12 protein-coding genes are annotated in these 17159 nt (G+C 45.5%); 9 read left to right on the forward strand and 3 right to left on the reverse strand.

The window, feature by feature from the left end:
* Positions 1–326: 326 nt before the first annotated feature.
* The 3 genes from KI659_RS14975 to KI659_RS14985 all read right to left on the reverse strand — a co-directional run bounded on the left by KI659_RS14975 (position 327) and on the right by KI659_RS14985 (position 3234).
* Positions 327–1055: a hypothetical protein gene (locus KI659_RS14975; RefSeq protein WP_213946181.1), complete on the reverse strand. Its 729-nt coding sequence runs from the start codon at positions 1053–1055 to the stop codon at positions 327–329.
* Positions 1056–1106: 51 nt separating this feature from the next.
* The gene (locus KI659_RS14980) at positions 1107–1739 is read right to left on the reverse strand and encodes a DUF6266 family protein (RefSeq protein ID WP_213946182.1); all 633 of its coding nucleotides are present in this window, start codon (positions 1737–1739) and stop codon (positions 1107–1109) included.
* A 631-nt stretch (positions 1740–2370) separates the two neighbouring features.
* Complete coding sequence (locus KI659_RS14985; RefSeq protein ID WP_213946183.1) at positions 2371–3234, reverse strand: glycoside hydrolase family 16 protein; 864 nt, start codon at positions 3232–3234, stop codon at positions 2371–2373.
* 110 nt (positions 3235–3344) lie between these two features.
* Here KI659_RS14985 and KI659_RS14990 point away from each other — a divergent pair, with 110 nt between their 5' ends.
* The 9 genes from KI659_RS14990 to KI659_RS15030 all read left to right on the forward strand — a co-directional run bounded on the left by KI659_RS14990 (position 3345) and on the right by KI659_RS15030 (position 17149).
* Positions 3345–5156 (forward strand): serine hydrolase, encoded by a 1812-nt coding sequence (locus KI659_RS14990; protein ID WP_213946184.1) that lies wholly within the window; start codon positions 3345–3347, stop codon positions 5154–5156.
* A gap of 173 nt (positions 5157–5329) precedes the next feature.
* Positions 5330–6244: a hypothetical protein gene (locus KI659_RS14995; protein WP_213946185.1), complete on the forward strand. Its 915-nt coding sequence runs from the start codon at positions 5330–5332 to the stop codon at positions 6242–6244.
* Positions 6245–6398: 154 nt separating this feature from the next.
* Positions 6399–7190: an undecaprenyl-diphosphate phosphatase gene (locus KI659_RS15000; protein ID WP_213946186.1), complete on the forward strand. Its 792-nt coding sequence runs from the start codon at positions 6399–6401 to the stop codon at positions 7188–7190.
* 18 nt (positions 7191–7208) lie between these two features.
* Positions 7209–8123 carry a hypothetical protein gene (locus KI659_RS15005; RefSeq protein ID WP_213946187.1) on the forward strand — a complete coding sequence of 305 codons (915 nt, stop codon included), beginning with the start codon at positions 7209–7211 and terminating at the stop codon, positions 8121–8123.
* A 61-nt stretch (positions 8124–8184) separates the two neighbouring features.
* Positions 8185–9528, forward strand: a complete 1344-nt coding sequence (locus KI659_RS15010) for a hypothetical protein (RefSeq protein WP_213946188.1) — start codon at positions 8185–8187, stop codon at positions 9526–9528.
* Positions 9529–9889: 361 nt separating this feature from the next.
* A complete protein-coding gene (locus tag KI659_RS15015) occupies positions 9890–10588 on the forward strand; it encodes a response regulator transcription factor (RefSeq protein ID WP_213946189.1) in 699 nt (232 codons plus the stop codon).
* Complete coding sequence (locus tag KI659_RS15020) at positions 10585–11943, forward strand: sensor histidine kinase (protein WP_213946190.1); 1359 nt, start codon at positions 10585–10587, stop codon at positions 11941–11943. Before KI659_RS15015 ends, KI659_RS15020 begins: the two co-directional genes overlap by 4 nt.
* A 136-nt stretch (positions 11944–12079) precedes the next feature.
* Complete coding sequence (omp85, locus tag KI659_RS15025; protein WP_213946191.1) at positions 12080–13591, forward strand: Omp85 family outer membrane protein; 1512 nt, start codon at positions 12080–12082, stop codon at positions 13589–13591.
* Between the two features lie 414 nt (positions 13592–14005).
* Positions 14006–17149: a SusC/RagA family TonB-linked outer membrane protein gene (locus tag KI659_RS15030; RefSeq protein ID WP_213946192.1), complete on the forward strand. Its 3144-nt coding sequence runs from the start codon at positions 14006–14008 to the stop codon at positions 17147–17149.
* The last annotated feature ends 10 nt before the right edge of the window (positions 17150–17159 follow it).

Genomic DNA, 17159 nt, shown 5'->3' on the forward strand with positions numbered 1-17159 from the left:
TTGCCTTTAATTATTTCCACCATTTCTTCCATGTCCCAACTCAGGTAGTCGGCATAGGAATACTTGCCTGGATATGCGGCTAAAGGCTCTTCTGCTTTGGATATGTCCTCTTCGGTTTTCATTTCTTAAAAATACAAAATAGCAGGGTAAATGTCTGATAGGTAGTTTGTTAATTTCGAAGTTTAATGGTTTAGTCATCCCGCACCGCATAGCTGCGCTATATGCGGTGCGGGATTGGTTAGGAGGTTAGGGTTGAAGGTTGCATCGCTTTACGCTAACCCCAGCTGCGCGATAGCGCCGGGAAGTAAACTTATAAACTGCCTCCTCTAAACCACTTCCCCGACATTAAAATCCTTCTTGGCCACTGGGTACGGCGTGTCGCCTAGCTTTTGGAAAAATTCCAGACCCACCGCAAACAGTTCTTTGCCGGGCAAATCACCCTCAATTTTCAAATCAAAGGAAAGGTCGATGCCGTTGGTTTCGATGGGTAAGAGAGGAGTTTCATATAAGCTTTTGACAAACTCAAAAGGCTCAAAATTCATACGAAGGCCTTGGGCAAATAAACGGAAATGGGTAGTGCTGGAAGGGGCTTGAAACAATTCCGGATTACAGTTTTTCAAGGTAAATTTCAATTGTCCGCTCTCCTTTTCAATTCTGACATACTGGCCCAAACTCCCGTCAAGTGATCGCTTTTTATTTAGCCGCAACCCCTGAAGGATATCCAGATCGCCGATCTGGACGGTCCGTTCCCCTCTGTCACTAATGGGGTCACTTTGCACTACCTTTACCATGAGTGATTTTAGGCGGTTGTGAAAAGTGTTGTCCCCTGCTTTGGCAAGCGAAAAGGCCAGGGCATGGCGGATGTGCTTGGCGGCTGAGGTAGCCCTTCCAAATTCGGCGTTGTTTTCCCGCGTCCGCTCATAATGGGGGTCCGTCAGGATTCGTTTTTTGGTCACGCCTCCTTTTTGCCTGGCTCTATAGCCTTCCTTGGTTTTGTAAAAGGAAATGTTGCCGATAGAGCCAGTTAACTCTAGTATATTGCTTTGTTTTGCCATTTGGTTTCTGTGGTCAAGTGAGGGGGGCGACCGCAGCCGCCCCGGGTTAAATTAAATGAGATCCAGATAGGTAGACTCAGAGATAAGTGGGGTCCGGCCAGCCTTGTTGGTGAAAAAGGCATAGACGTGGAGGTTGCCCTCATGGTATTCAAAATCCTCCACTTTTATTTCCTGCCGCTTTGCCGATCTGGGATTGCCTTCCAAGATGTAGAATGCCCTTCTTTTTACTGTGTCGTACAGTAGCACAGCCACTTTGTCCCTGGCGGAAGCGGTGCCAAACCCAGTGTTGTCTTCCCATTCCACCACTGCGGTCTCGTTGTTTTTCCAGTAAACCTTGCCGCCCCTCATGCCTGTCAATGTTCCATCGCTTATTGCTACCAAAGAAGGGTCAAGGGTAGTGGACTCCCCGATAAATCCTCTCATCCTTATATTGCTGAAAGCAGCGTTTAGTGCATGGCGCTTTCCTTTCTGGTGATTGGCAAAGCCAAGCTCCAATACCGGTTTGATGTATTTAGTAAAAGCGGTGGCTTCGGCAAACCGTCGTCTGGATGCCAATTGAAGTGGGGATGGGTTTGATTGGTCGGGGACCACATGGGCCCTGGCCATCGTTTGCCCATCTACCTGATAGTACACGATCTTTCCGATCCTGCCACTCATTCCGTTGTTTGAATTTAATCTTCCCATTGTTTTATGAATGTTAGTTGAAAATATAAGTGTCAACACCAATATCTACTGCAGCCAACAAACCCAAGGCTTTCAGTAGAGAACCCAGCATTAATCACCGCTGAGTAGGTACGCCAATAAAGAAACTGAAATCCATCATCTGAACGAGATGATACCCTAAGGATAAACTGCTTAAGGAACATAAAAAGTAGGACCCATTCTGCTGGATCTAAGAGCTATCGGGTGGTAACTAATACCTTTGATAGAGGTAATTAAATTAAAAAGCTGATAAAAGTAATTAATATAAGTTTTAAATGCAAGCTTTTTGCGATATTTATTTTTAGTATGCTATTTTCACCACATAGTTCACCCCTGTCTCCCCTATGCCGGAACCCATCGAGGACCCGACGAGGACCCGAAGGGGAGGCGAAGAGGAGGCGGTTTGGGGGTATGGTATGGGTGGGGGAGTGGTTTTAGTGGAGACTTAATTATATACGCAGTTTAGAAGTTTAGTCATCCCGCACCGCATATAGCGTAGCTATGTGGTGCGGGATTGGTTAGGAGTTTAGAGATGAAGGTTGCGTCTTTGCGCTAAACCCCTAAACCTCTGAATGCGCGCAGCGCCAATTCAGAAATAACCTCCTAAACCGCCTCATCTCACTTTCTGAAACACCCTTACGTAATCCACTTCGAATTTCCTCGGGAAGCGGGTGTTGCTCGGGTCTCCTCCGCCGGCGCCGATGGCGAGGTTAATCAGAATATAGTGGGGGGCTTGGAAGGGGTTGAATCCGTCGGGCTGGTAGGTGTCAGTCAGGGTTACTTCGTTGAATAATTCATCATCAATATAGATTTTGATGTGTTCCTCCGTCCATTCCAGTTTCCAGATGTGAAATTTTTTAGCCCAATCGGGATCCTGGGTCAGGAAATGATGAAGAGGGGTTTTACTGTCATGAAGGTGCTGCTCGCCGTTTTCATCCAGCCAGACCACATTGGTAACCATGGTGGGAACGTCTTCGATGCGGAAAAACTCGAGGATATCTATTTCCCCGTTTTCGGGCCAAGGTCTTTCTGTACCTAGGGTCCAGATGGCCGGCCAAAGGCCTTCCTGGGGATCGAACCTGGCCCTGAACTCAAAGATTCCATATGTAAATTCTTTCTTTCCCTTGGTGGTGATGCTGGCGGAGGTGTAATCCGCCATAGGCCTGTTTTTCCGCCAATTCTCGCTTTCCGGATCAAATGCGGGATTTTTGACCCGCTCCCGCTTAGCTCTAATTACCAGTTTGCCATTTCGGACTTTGGCGTTTCCCGACTGATAATATTGCATCTCCATGTTTCTGATAAATCCTTCCTCAAATGTCCAATATTCCGGATTGAGGATCCCCTTGTACTCAAATTCCTCATTCCACACCAATTCATACCCCTCAGGGGAAATTACAGTGGGGTTTTGAACCCCTTTAAATGAGGCCAATATTACTGTCCCTAGTGCTATTAATGTGTATTTGAATTGGGAAGGCATGGGATTGGGATTCAAGGGGTAAAATTAATAATTAACCAGAGAGGTTAAGAGAACCGGAGATTTAAAATTTTTACCTAAATTCAGCGTGGATAACATAAGTTTTTGGTTTTATGAAAAAATTAGGGATTGTTTTAGCGTTAGTGGCAGGGCTGGGTATTTCAGGCTTTGCCCAGCAACAGGATTCAAGGCTGGAAGGGATTGAGGCGGAGTTGGAAAAAGTGTTGGACACCTGGAATGCGCCGGGCTTTTCGGTAGTGGTGGTCGAAAAGGACCAGGTGGTATATAGCAAGGGATTTGGCTATAGGGATTACGAAAACGAATTGCCGGCCACTCCCCAGACGCTGTATGCGATCGGGTCCAGCACCAAGGCCTTCACGGCGGCCTTGCTTGGCAAACTCCGTGATGAGGGCAAACTCAAACTTGAGGACAGCCCAATCAAGCATATTCCCGAATTGCAGTTCAAGAACAATGAGCTCAACAATATGGTGACTATTCGTGACCTGATGACGCACCGGACGGGCCTTCCACGCCATGATATCAGCTGGTATCTTTTTTCTACTGATTCCCGTGACAGCTTGGTTCAGCGAATTGCCCATCATGAGCCATTTGCCAAGGTGCGGGAAACCTGGTACTACAACAATTTCATGTATTTGCTTCAGGGGGTGATTTCTGAAAAGCTATATGGTAAAAGCTGGGAGGATAATATTGCCGAGCAGTTTTTTGAGCCCCTGGGCATGTCCAGCTCTATGGCCAAAATAGATGGACTGAAAAATGGTAATGAAGCGGCTTTTGGGTACAAGCTTAAAAGCGATTCCATTATCACCAAAATGGATTATTATGATATTGCCGCTATGGGTCCGGCGGGAAGTATCAACAGTAACGTGGAAGATATGGCCAAATGGCTGCAGATGTGGATTGCTGGAGGTAAGTATAACGGGGAGCAGATTCTTTCTCCCGGCTATATACAAGAGGCCATCAGCCCACATATGGTGATGAGCTCCGCGCCTCCCACGGCCGAGAGCCCTGATCTGCATTTAAGTTCTTATGGCTATGGCTGGATGGTGAGTTCCTACAAGGGTCATTACCGAGTGGAGCATGGAGGAAACATTGATGGCTTTTCTGCCAACGTGGCTTTTTTTCCCACTGACAGTGTGGGGATAGCGGTATTGGTCAATCAAAACGGCTCCTCAGTACCGAATATCGTTAGAAACATCATTTCAGACAAGATGCTGGGAGTGGAAGCAACGGACTGGAACAAACTAATAAAGGAAAGAGCAGACAAAGCAAAGGCTGAGCAGGACTCAGCCCAAGTTTCCATGAGTTCAAGCCAGAAGAAAGGCACACGGCCAACCCATAATCTGCGGGAGTTTGAGGGGGATTATACCAACCCAGGTTATGGTAAGTTTACGGTGGAGTTGAAAAATGATTCTCTTTTTGCCAATGCACCCACACAAGCCATGTGGCTGAAGCATGTACATTATAATGTTTTTATGCCTTACCCTGTGGAAAATGGCCTACCAGATACACTGGAAATGTCGCCTTTAAGGCTGAATTTCAGGATTGGTGACAGCGGAGATATTTCTGCCTTGACTGTAAAGTTGGAGCCCACTGTTGATGCATTGGAATTTAGAAGAAAGCCCAAAGAGGTGGAAGTGGATACAGAAAAGCTGAAGGAATATGAAGGAGAATACGAGCTCGGGGGGCAAAGGATCCGTTTCTATCTCAAGGAAAATGATGATTCCACCCTCTACCTCTTCGTCCCTGGGCAACCGGAGTATGATTTATTGGCCATAGATGAGGATGCTTTTACCCTAAAAATAGTAGAAGGATTCACGATCCGATTTGAACGCAATGAGGATGAAAAGATTCAGGAAGCGGTCTTCGTGCAGCCGAATGGGACCTTTAGGGCGAAGAGGAAGTGACGAATTGTACTAGGTACTAGGTACTATGTACTAAGTATAGATTTCGTTTCATTCGCTTCGCTCATGGTTAAGGGACTGGTAACTTAGTACCTAGTACATAGTACTTAGTACCCCGACTTTTCATAACAAACGCCCCCTTTTTAAGTTAATAAGCTGAATTTTGTGCCTAAATTATGCTGAAAAGTAACTTTTACTATATAATCCTTGCCCTGTTTCTCACCGGATGTCTGGGTCAGAAGAAGGTGGTCTCCACCGAGCTGCCCATACAGGCCGAATGCTTTGCCACCTTGGTGGACAAGCATTTTACCCCTACAGATATTGAATTCAAAAGCCTACCAGAGGAATATGAGGACGAGATTGACCGGAGGCAGCATTTTTTGAGTCTGGCACTGGAAATGGAGGAGGACCTGCAGCGGCTGGTGCAGATGAAAATGGATGATGAGCCGGAGGAGGATATCAAAAGGCTACGCGACCAGCTCATCCGAGTGGTGGACTTGGCCGAAATGGAAGTGTCGGCGATTGCCAGCGGCTTGATATGCGAAGAGGAAAACAGTACGCAGCTGGCCAATTATTTGGATCGCAAGGTCGGTTCCCAGGAAAGAAAACTCACCGTGGCTGCCATTACCATAGGTGCCGGCATGGCCACCGCCCGTGGGGTGACCAACTTGGGCGATTGGCAGAGCCCGGCCGTGGAAGGGGTGATCCTTGCAGGAGCCTTGGTGGAGGTTTACTTGGCGGTGAAAATTTTATTGCTTACCCGCAAAATGGAAGTGGAACATCCGGTGAATATCATAGAGATGGTGATCGAAAAGGACAATTCTGACGGGATTTTTTCGCCTGCGGTGTGGTTTTACCTCAATGAAACCAGCGAGGTGATGGAGAAGTCCCTCCGGACCCAGATGATGGAGAGGTGGGAGGCCTACACTAAGTATGCGGACAAGGAATTTGATCTTTTTATGGGTGAAAAGGGGACTTACAATGCCGAACAGCTCCATACCCGTTCAGACCTTTTGGAAAACATCACCGCGCAGGTCAACATCATGAAGCAGGACATTATGCATATGATGAGGTTTTTGCATGGGTTCTGAGATAAATTAAACCTCCCCAGGTTTTCGTGAGGTAAATTTAAACCTGGCAGGTTTTTGCGTGATTTGGCAGGTTTTTTGAAAAGAGGAATGGCTTTGAAGGCAGAGTTTTTTATCTTGCCGCCCTATTTTTACAAATTCAATTTATACATCATCAATGGGAATAATAGAAGCTTTGATCCTGGGTCTGATCCAGGGGTTTACCGAATTTTTACCTATCAGTAGCAGTGGTCATATTGAGATTGGAACTTACATTCTGAATGTGGAGCCGGAGGATAACCTGATTTTTCAACTTATCGTCCATGCGGCCACTACCTTGAGTACCATCATTGTATTTCGAAAGGATATTGCAGACCTGTTCAAAGGGGTGTTTACAACCGAATGGTCTGAGAGCAAAACCTACGTGTCCAAATTGGTGCTTTCTGCCATACCATTGGCAATTATAGGGTTTACCTTGGAAGATTACATTGAGGAAGTTTTTGCGGGAAGAGTGTTTTTTATCGGCTTCATGTTTCTGCTTACTGCGCTTCTTTTGGCTATGACGCACTTTAGCAAAGGCAAGGGCACTGATGTTACCTATGGCAAGGCCATGCTGATCGGTTGCGCCCAGGCGATTGCTTTGCTTCCGGGGATCTCGAGATCGGGTACTACCATTGCGACAGCTTTGCTGGTAGGTGTGGATAAATATAAGGCGACCAGGTTTTCGTTTTTAATGATCCTGATGCCGCTTGTAGGGGCCTCCCTTTTGAAGTTTTTGAAATACCTTCAAGACCCTACCATCACCGGTAACATCTCCGGAGCGGCAATCATCACCGGTTTTCTGGCAGCCTTCATATCGGGCTGGATTTCCTGTGTGTGGATGATCAACATTGTAAAGAGAGGGAAGCTTATCTATTTCTCTGCCTACTTAGTGGTAGTTGGTATCATTGCTATTATAACATTTCTATAGGAATTGAATTTAGTCTATATGTTTAGACTCATTTCAGGTGTATTAATTCTTCAGCTTTTGCTTTCCGGATGTGTATCAGGGCCAAGGTTGATTGAATCGGATGTTCCTTTTCAGGAAGAGTGCCTTGAAATATTAATTGACGACAATAAAACCGATTACGAATTAAATGACAAAGACGCTGAAATGCCGGACTGGGCAGAGGGCTTGGATGAAGGCATTTTTAGGATGGCTTTGGTCATTAATGGGAAGGAGGATCTGCAAACGCTGCTTTCCTTCGAAGGAAAGGAAAAGGATCAGGAATTTGACCGCACAGTCCAGCGGCTTCTCAACAAGGTGAATGTGACCAGCCTGGAAGTTTCAGCCATTGCGGGAGGTCTGGATTGTGAGGAGGAAAAGGCAGAGCAGTTGGGTCAGTTTTTGGAGAAAAAGGAGAGAAGACGTGAGCGGAATCTTACCGTAGCATCTATTATCACTGGGGCATCTTCCTCCATCATTATGGGCACTATACTCCTGGCATCCGGTAGCGATACTTGGCTTGAGGTGGCAGGAATTACCGGGGGCTTGGTGGAAGTTTATTTGGGATTAAAAATTCTTAGCTTGGAAAAGAGGGTGAAAATCGAGCATCCCGTAAATGTGCTAAAAATGATTGAAGAAGAAGATAATAGCCAAGGGGTATTTCCCGCTTCTGTTTGGCATTATTTTCAAACTACCCCCACCCAGGATGGCGAGGCCTTCCGGGATAAGCTTCTCTACCGTTGGCAGGAATACAATGATTTGCCTGAAGATGAATTTGAAGTGCTATTTGGTCTAGGCGGTGAATATAATGCGGAAATGCTCCAATCCCGAGCAGACCTCTTGGATCAATTAGGGGCGCAGATTACGTTAATGAAACAGGATTTGCTGAAGTTTAACAGGTTTGTGCTAAACCGGTAAAGATTTTTGCAACAGGGAAAAAGCCCTGTTTTTTGGAATTTCAACAGATAAAGCAATCACCATGAATAGAAAGCTCTACTGGATATTTTTTACTGTAATGTTGGTTTCTACAGTTTCAGAAGCCCAAACCCATCCTGCCCATGAGGATACCCTGCGACGGAAGGATTGGCGGGTGATAGATTCCCTGACTTACCAGACCCAGACGGGCCTGCCCATAGCCGCCTCGAAGATTTATTTTACTGACAGAAAATTTGCCTTCTCAGGTTTTGGGGAGGCCGCTTTCATCAACTATGATGGCCCCAAAGACCGGGGAAGCGAGGATATAGAACTTTACATGACCAGTCTGTACAGGTTTGTGAGTTATCTTGCCTATAAGCCTAAACCTTGGCTGGTCCTCTATGGGGAGCTGTTTTTTGAATATTTCCGGGATCAAGATATAGAATCGGATACAGAACTTTTTGTCGAAGTATTCGCAGATTTTTTGCTTGACCCCAGATTCAACGTGAGGGTGGGTACGCACCAGGTGCAGATCGGCTATGTGAACAACCATGACGAGCCCATCCAGTTTTTCTCCGTAAACCGGCCCGACGTGGAAAGGATCATCATCCCGAGCCAGTGGATCGATTTGGGGATTATGACTTATGGTGCTATTGGAGAAGACTGGTCTTGGTCACTCTCGGCTTATCAGGGTCTGAATGCCAGAAGCTACAACGGCGGGACCTGGATCCGCCGCGGCCGGGATGACGAGCTGAGGTTCAATTTCAATACCATGCTGCTCAATAGCCAGATTTCTTACAGCGGTTTTCAAAATACGCTGATCAACGTATCGGGACTCTATACCGATGCGGGTAACAATGAAGAATTGACCCCTATGGTCGGCATGCCCGAGAGGATCAATGCCCCAACTTATTTGCTCTCTTCCTTTGTGAGAAATGAGTGGGAAAATTTTACTTTCATGTTGTTGGGTACCTATGGCCGGATGAACAACACTGATGGGATTTATCGGCTTACAGCAGCTGAGCAAATGGATCCTTTTGGAGGTCAGGTTTTGGGTAAGGAGGTTTTCGGTTATTATCTTGAGGTGGGGTATGACTTGATGCCTTTTTTCAGAAACAGGGATATGCTTAAAGGTAAGTCAACTTTCTACTACAAGCCACAGGAGGTGATGCTGCCCTTGTTTTTTAGATATGAACATTTAAACACCCACGCCAGCGTGCATCCCGATCTTATTGATTTTGAGCGCTTCCATTCTGATTTGAGGGTATTGACCGTTGGGGCCAATTTTAATCCAAGAAGAAATGTGGTCCTGAAGACCAATTACCAATTCCGCTGGAACAGGCAGCCCCTTTCTACCGGGGAAGATGAAGGAAACAGGTTTGAGTTTGGGTTTGGATTTATTTTTTGAAAAAATGCAGTAAAAACCAACCACGGAGACACTGAGGGCTCAGAGAAAAAAGTGTAGGGATTTAATAAACCACAGAGGCAAAGAGGTAACAGAGAAAAAATATTAACCGCAAAGAAGGGGAAGTGGCGCAAAGGGATTCTGTCTTTTAAATCAAATTTTACTAAAAATTAAAAGTGAAATCCGCCTATTTCTTTGCGCGCCTTTGCGTCCTCGGCGGTTAATTTAATCGAGTCTATTTCTCTCCTTCTCGAACCGTTTTGCGACATGTGTACAGTTCTGCGGTTACTTTTCTGAGTTAAATCCCCGCATTCTAAAGGTTTTCTAATAGTATGTATGGAATGATTCGTTTAATTTTAACCTTATGGGCAAAATCAAACTATTACTGGTCGAAGATGACAAGCGGTTGGCCTCGGTGTTAAAGAAAGGACTGGAAGAAAAGGGCATGGAGGTGGAGGTGGCATACGATGGCACCATGGGCATGCGGCTGTTTGAAAACAAAGCCTTTGACATCCTGATCGTAGACCTGATTTTGCCCGGGATGAACGGATTGGAGCTTTGCAAATCCATCCGCAGGACCAAAGCCTCAACCCCTATCATCATGCTTACGGCTTTAGGAACCACGGATGATAAACTTGAAGGTTTTGATGCCGGAGCTGACGATTATTTGGTGAAGCCTTTTGATATCCGAGAACTTTTTGCGCGTATAAAATCCTTACTCAAGCGTGCCGACTACAGCGGTGATCTGAATGGGGATAATGTGATTCTTGAATTTGAGGATATCAGAATTGACACCCAAGTCAAAAAAGTTTACCGTGCAGAGCAAGAGGTGAAGCTTACCCCAAAAGAGTATAAACTTTTGGAATATCTAGTCCGGAATGCCGAAAAGGTATTGAGCAGGGAGGAGATTGCAAGGGAGGTTTGGGGTATGGACTTTGACACGGGCACAAATTTTATTGACGTTTACATCAATTACCTCCGGAAGAAAATCGACAAGACATTCGAGCCCAAGCTTATCCATACCCGCCCTGGCATGGGCTTTATCTTGACTAAGGAGTTATGAAGATAAAAAGCAGGCTGTCTTTTCTCTTTACTTTGTTTTCGGCAGTTTTGCTGGGTGGGTTCACCTATGCGATCTACCTCACCTACCTGCACAACCGTGAGGAGGAATTCTACAAAAAGATTCAATTGCAGGCCGTTACAAAGGCTGATTTGCTGTTGGAGGCCAAAGTGGAGGCGGCGACTTTACAGACCATTTATCAGAGCAGCTACAATGTCCTTTTTCAAGAGGAGGTAGCCATTTACAATACTGATTTTGAATTGCTTTACCATGATGCGGTTGAAATTGATATTGTCAAGGAAACACCTAAAATGCTTGAGAGAATCAAGAGGGAGGGTGAAATCTTCTTCAAGCAAGATGACTGGCAGGTGGCCGGGATACGGTATGAGTATGAAGGCCAGACCTATTTGATCACAGCCGCTGCTTATGACGCGTATGGTTTTCAAAAGCTGGAAAACCTCAAATACAGTCTTTTCGTGATTCTGGCCATCATGCTTTTGGTGATCTATTTTACCAGTCATTTTTTTGCCAGGAAAGCCCTTAAGCCTCTTATTGATCTCAATCAGGATATTGGAAAAATTACTGCCTCCAATTTGGATCTTCGCCTATCCAGAAAGGAAAGCGATGAGATTACAGAGATTTCGGAAAGCTTCAACCACATGCTGGATAGGCTGGAAAAATCCTTTAATGCCCAGAAGAATTTTGTTTCCAATATTGCCCATGAATTAAGGACGCCCCTTGCGGCCCTGATGGCCGAATTGGAGATTGCCACGTTGAAGAGGAAGGGCAAAGAAGAATTGCTGCAGGCAGTCAAAAACAGTCTGGACGATGCCAGGCGCATGCGTGATCTCACCCAGGATTTGCTGGATTTGGCCAAGGCAAGCTATGAGACGTCCGAAATCACCATGTCGGCCTTGAGAGTGGATGAATTGCTGATGGAAAGCCACATTGAATTGAAGCGATCCTTCCAGGATTATCATATTCAATTGATATTTGATGAGACTGAGGACTTGGAAATGGAGGTTTATGGCAATTCCTATTTGCTTTTGGTGACTTTCAAAAATTTAATGGAGAATGCATGTAAGTTTTCCACTGACCAAAGCTGCAAGGTCCAAGTGGGCAATGACGGGAAAAACGTGGTCATTTCCTTTCATGATAAGGGGCCCGGCATCCCCCAAGAGGATGTGGTCCGTATTTTTGAGCCTTTTTTCCGAGGTGACAATGCTGAAATGGCCGAGGGTACCGGTGTGGGCCTCTCCCTCTGCAAGCGGATAGTAGAAATCCATAATGGCAATATAAATGTGGATTCCAAGCCAGACATTGGGTCTACCTTTATTGTGAGGCTGCCCAATTTATAATTCTAATGGTATTCTAATATTTTTCTAAATACCCTCTAAAAGCACCCAGAGCCATAACAAAGTAATTTTGCAGGACAATCTTTTAGAAGATGTCAAACCAACTATTAATCAGGTTTACCTGCAAAATTTTAAGCTTATGAAAAAGTTGCTTTTACTGCTTTTGCTGCTATCTACTAGCAATTTGATTTTTGCCCAAGATGAGGTCGCTCCAGCCAGAGAGCGCTACTTGCGCCATCTGAATGCCGACCGACTCACCATCCGTGATACGATACAAATGCCATTTACGGTGGCAGAGGAAAAGTATCTTTCGCCAGAGGATGTGCTCAATAAAAAAGAAGGCTTCTTTGTAACCGGCCTTCCAAGATTTGAATTTGACCCCATTCGGGGCTTTGGGGTCGGGGGAAATGTTTTCCTATACCAAAATAGGGACAAATTTGACCCCTTTTTTTATATCACGCCATACCGCTACAGAGTCAATACAGAATTCTTTGTCTTTGAAAACGGCCGGGTGAGGGGTGCGGTACAGTTGGATGTGCCTTACATTTTCGGTACCCAGTGGAGGTTGCGGGCCGATGCGGTCGTGTGGGAGGATCCCAATGCCCAATATTGGGGTGTGGGGCGAAACTCCCTGGATAACCTGACTTTTTCTGATAAATCAGGGGGACAGTATGGGGCCACCCGGCAATTTAACCGGGTGAACGAGTATGAGAGCAATCTGGCCTTGGCTGTACCCGGTGCAGACGGCAGATTGACTACTGATACCCACTACAACCAATTTATCCAAAGGGAGCAGCTCTATAATTTGCTTTTTGAAAGAGTAGGGCTGGGGGGCCGATTCAGGTTTATGTTTGGCTATGAGGCGCTATTCACCTCATTTACCGATTATACGGGAAGAGAAGCTGAGGAAGCCTTTTTACCCGGTGGCGAGGAGGTTACGGCTATCAATAATCAGACATTGCTGAACAGACAGCAAATGGACGGAACTTGGGACAGGTTTAACATGGCCGGATTTCAGGAGGCTTATGCCTTCACCAGTATGCTTGCAAGTGCTTTGATTTACGATACGCGGGACCTTGAGCCGGATCCATCTGATGGGGTATTCTTGGAATACAGCCACGAAATGTCCGCACCTTGGTTGGGCTCCGATTTCAGCTTCAACAAGTTTATGGTTCAAGGCCAATATATCAAAACCCTTGGCCGGTGGAGAGATGGTCGAAGCAGGATTACCTTTGCAGGATTGGGGGCTTTGGGACACATCTTTGGGTCCAACATCAACTTTATTGAAATGTGGGATCTTTCCAGTCAGGCTGAGGCAGGAGGCATCTTGGTGCTAGGTGGGGAAAGGTCGCTTAGAGGTTACCGTGAGGCGAGATTTTTGGCACCAACAGTCGGTCTGGTCAATTTGGAAATGCGGGCCCGGTTATATGATTTCAATGCCTTAAATCAGCATTTTGCCTTAGGATTGACGCCCTTTTATGACATGGGCTCTGTGTGGGATAGCTTATCTGATATCAACTTCAGAAGGTGGAGAGGCGCCCCGGGAATTGGTGGCCGTATCGCATGGAACCAATCCACGGTACTTAGACTGGATTATGCCAATAGCCGTGATGGAGGGCAGTTCTTCTTTGGATTTGGACATATTTTCTAAAATTCTCATATAAGTTTGTAAAAAGCCTTTTGGATAAAAACAAAAGGCTTTTTTTTGTATTTTTCCTATGGTAATATTTTGGGTTGAAAATATTTTCCAAATATTTGATTGAAGATTAAATGATTTTAGGTGGATTTGGAATTATATTTTGTTTTTGTGATGTTATGAATGTTTAAAATTTTACCATGGCTCATATTTCGAAATTTTAGGCTGAATAATTTTTTATTGGTTAAATCCTATTTCTATACAATTGCCTGAAAAATCTTAAATCTATTAAAGGTTAAAACTTCTGATTTTAGTTTAATCCATATTTTAAGTGGTATTTGGACGTGTTAAAAGGCACCTATTGCTTGTGATTGGTATTTTAATCAATATTGTTTTGTAATAAACTAATCTCAAACACAAACAGCCTAAATGAAGAAAGTTTTACTTCTCATGTATTTGGTTCTGGCAGTCGGAATGACTGCCAACGCCCAAAGCAGAATAGTGAACGGAAAGGTGAGCAGCTCCGAAGATCGGGGAGGCATTCCTGGCGTAAACGTTCTGGTAAGAGGTACCTCCTCCGGTACCGTCACGGATCTAGATGGATCTTTTTCCGTCAATGTCCCTCAAGGCGCCACCGAGCTGACCATCAGTTTCGTGGGCTTTGCGACTAAAATTGTCAACATCGGAAATAGAGACTTCATAGAAGTTGCTCTTGATCCAGATGTAGCTACCCTAGGTGAAGTGGTAGTGGTAGGTTACGGTGCTCAATCCAAAAAGACCGTAACCGGTGCAATCGCCTCTGTTTCTGGCGAGCAATTACTAAACGTTCCTGTGCAAAGCTTTGACCAGGCCCTTCAGGGTAAAGTAGCCGGTGTGAACATCGTAACGCCAAACGGTGTGTTAAACAACCGACCTGTAATTCGGGTAAGGGGTGTAAACTCGCTTAGCTTGAGCTCTTATCCGCTTATCGTGGTGGATGGAGTACCGACTTATACCGGTGATCTTTCCGGGAACTCAGCAGCTAACAACCCCCTTGCCAACATCAACCCAGCGGATATCCAGTCTGTGGAAATCCTAAAGGATGCCTCAGCAACAGCTATTTATGGTTCTAGAGCTTCCAATGGTGTTATCTTGGTGACCACCAAGAGAGGTCAAGAAGGTGCTTCCCGAATCACTTACGATTCATGGGTTGGGATAACGGAGCCGGTTCGACTTTTCGACCTGCTGAATGCCGAAGAATACATGACCATCAAAAACGAAGCACGCAGAAATGCCGGCCAAGATGATGCCTTCTTCCCATATTTGGATGCCAACGGAAACGTGGTGGATACCAACTGGTACAACGAAGTGATGCGAAAAGGCCTTGGCCAATCCCATAACTTGGGCATCACAGGTGGTAACGCAAGAACTAATTATTACTTCTCTACTGGCTATACCTCACAAGAGGGTATGATCAAAGGCAACGACTTTGAAAGACTGACTGGTAGATTGAACATTGACCACAAGGTTTTTGACAGATTCAAAGTAGGTGCTACGATGAACTATACCAATACGGTAAACCGAGCGCCAAACACAGGTTCACTTCCGGGACAAGGCTTCAACACTTCCGGTCTTGGACGTATCCCTTTAATTTCAGCGCCAAACGTACCTGTTTTCCTTCCTGATGGCAGCTATAACATTACACCAAACAACCAACTTGGGCAGGGCAATAACCTGGTACAATCAGGATTTGTAAACCCTGCTCCAATTTTGGATTTGAATAGAATGAGTTCTGTAAACAACCACTTGATGGGTAGTGTGTATGGAGATGTTGAAATCCTTCAGGGCCTTAACTTCAGATCTACTTATGGTATCGACAGGTTGACTGTGGAAGATCAGACTTTCTATACCGCATTGCACGGTGACGGTTTTGGTAGTGGGGGTTTAGCGGCAAATACTTTCAGAACCCTTAACCGCTGGAACCTTCAGAACACTTTGAATTATGGAACCAGCTTTGGCGAAAACATTGACTTCAATTTCCTTGTAGGTAATGAGCAGCAATATACCCAAGATGAAAGATGGGGTGCCCAAAGAACGGTAATCGCCGATAGCTTCTTTGAGTCTTATCAGGGTAATTTCACCACAATAGTCCCAACTGGCAACATTCAGACTGAAAACTATTTGGTTTCCTTCTTCAGTAGAGCAAACTTCAATTTCTACAACAAATTCCTGTTGTCTTTGAATGCACGTAGAGATGGTTATTCCGCTTTTGCTGCAGGCAATAAGTTTGGTAACTTCTACGGTGGATCTGTGGGCTACATTCTTTCAGAGGAAGATTTTTGGAAAAACAGCTCCATTTCCAGAACTGTCAATTATTTCAGACTTAGAAGCAGCTACGGTTTAGTGGGTAACAATGGCGTTGGAAACTTTGCTTCCCTGGGTCTATATGGTACTGGCCTTTACGGCTCTGACCCTACCATCCTTTATGCCCAGCCCTCCAACCCTGCGCTAGCTTGGGAAACATCTAAAAAGACTGACCACGGTATCAACTTCGGAGCACTTGGTGACAGAATCGAGGGTGAGATCACTTGGTACCACAATTTGGTGGACGGTTTGATCCTGCCAGTGCCTCAGGCTCCTTCGAAGGGTGTCCCAGGTGGCGTGATGACAGGTAGCGGTTCTATTGATACCAACATCGGATCCATGGTGAATAAAGGTATCGAAATGGCCATCACCTACAAGGCTATTAGCCGACCTAACTTCAAATGGGATGTAAGCTTCAACTTCTCGACTTTGAGAAACGAAGTATTGTCACTCGAAGCTGAAGGTTCACAAATTCTTTCTGCAACTGCTGGCCTGGAAACGGTCAACATCACCAAGGTAGGTGAATCTGTAGGTAGCTTGTACGTGGTAGAAACCAGAGGAGTGAACCCTGAGAATGGTAGAAGAATTTTCGTGAAGCGTGGTGCGGCCGGCGAGGAAATCTTGGTGCAATATGATCACTTGGGCACGAGATGGACTACCTTGGACGGTCAGCCAACGACCCAACCAACCCAGAACGCTGATGGTATCATCATGGGCCCAACCATCCCGACTTGGTTTGGTGGACTTGACAACACCTTCCGATTCAAAAATTTTGATCTTGGTGTGTTCATCCAGTATTCTGGCGGTAACTACATCTACAACGGTACAAAGGCTGGGTTGAGAGATATGAGATTCTGGAACAACCACAGAGACGTCTTGGATAGATGGACCCCGGAAAACACAAGTGGTTCTATCCCAAGGGTGGTGTACACGGATAACATTTCAAACGGATCGGCTTTCCCAATCTCCGAGAACGTGGAAAAAGGAGACTTCTTGAGAGTAAGAAACCTCAGCTTGGGCTACACGCTTCCCTCTCATGTCACGCAGAGAATGAGAATCAGCAATGCAAGATTCTATGGTCAGGTTCAAAACGCATTCCTTTTGACCAAGTATAGCGGTTCAGATCCAGAGATCAGTACCAACGGTAACACACCTTCTGCGGCAGGTGTGGACAGAAACTCCCTGGGCCAGGCTAGAGTCTATACATTCGGTGTGAACATTGGAATTTAATCAGCAATTG

Origin of the sequence: Litoribacter ruber, assembly GCF_018449405.1 — a bacterium.
Taxonomy (GTDB): Bacteria; Bacteroidota; Bacteroidia; order Cytophagales; family Cyclobacteriaceae; genus Litoribacter; species Litoribacter ruber.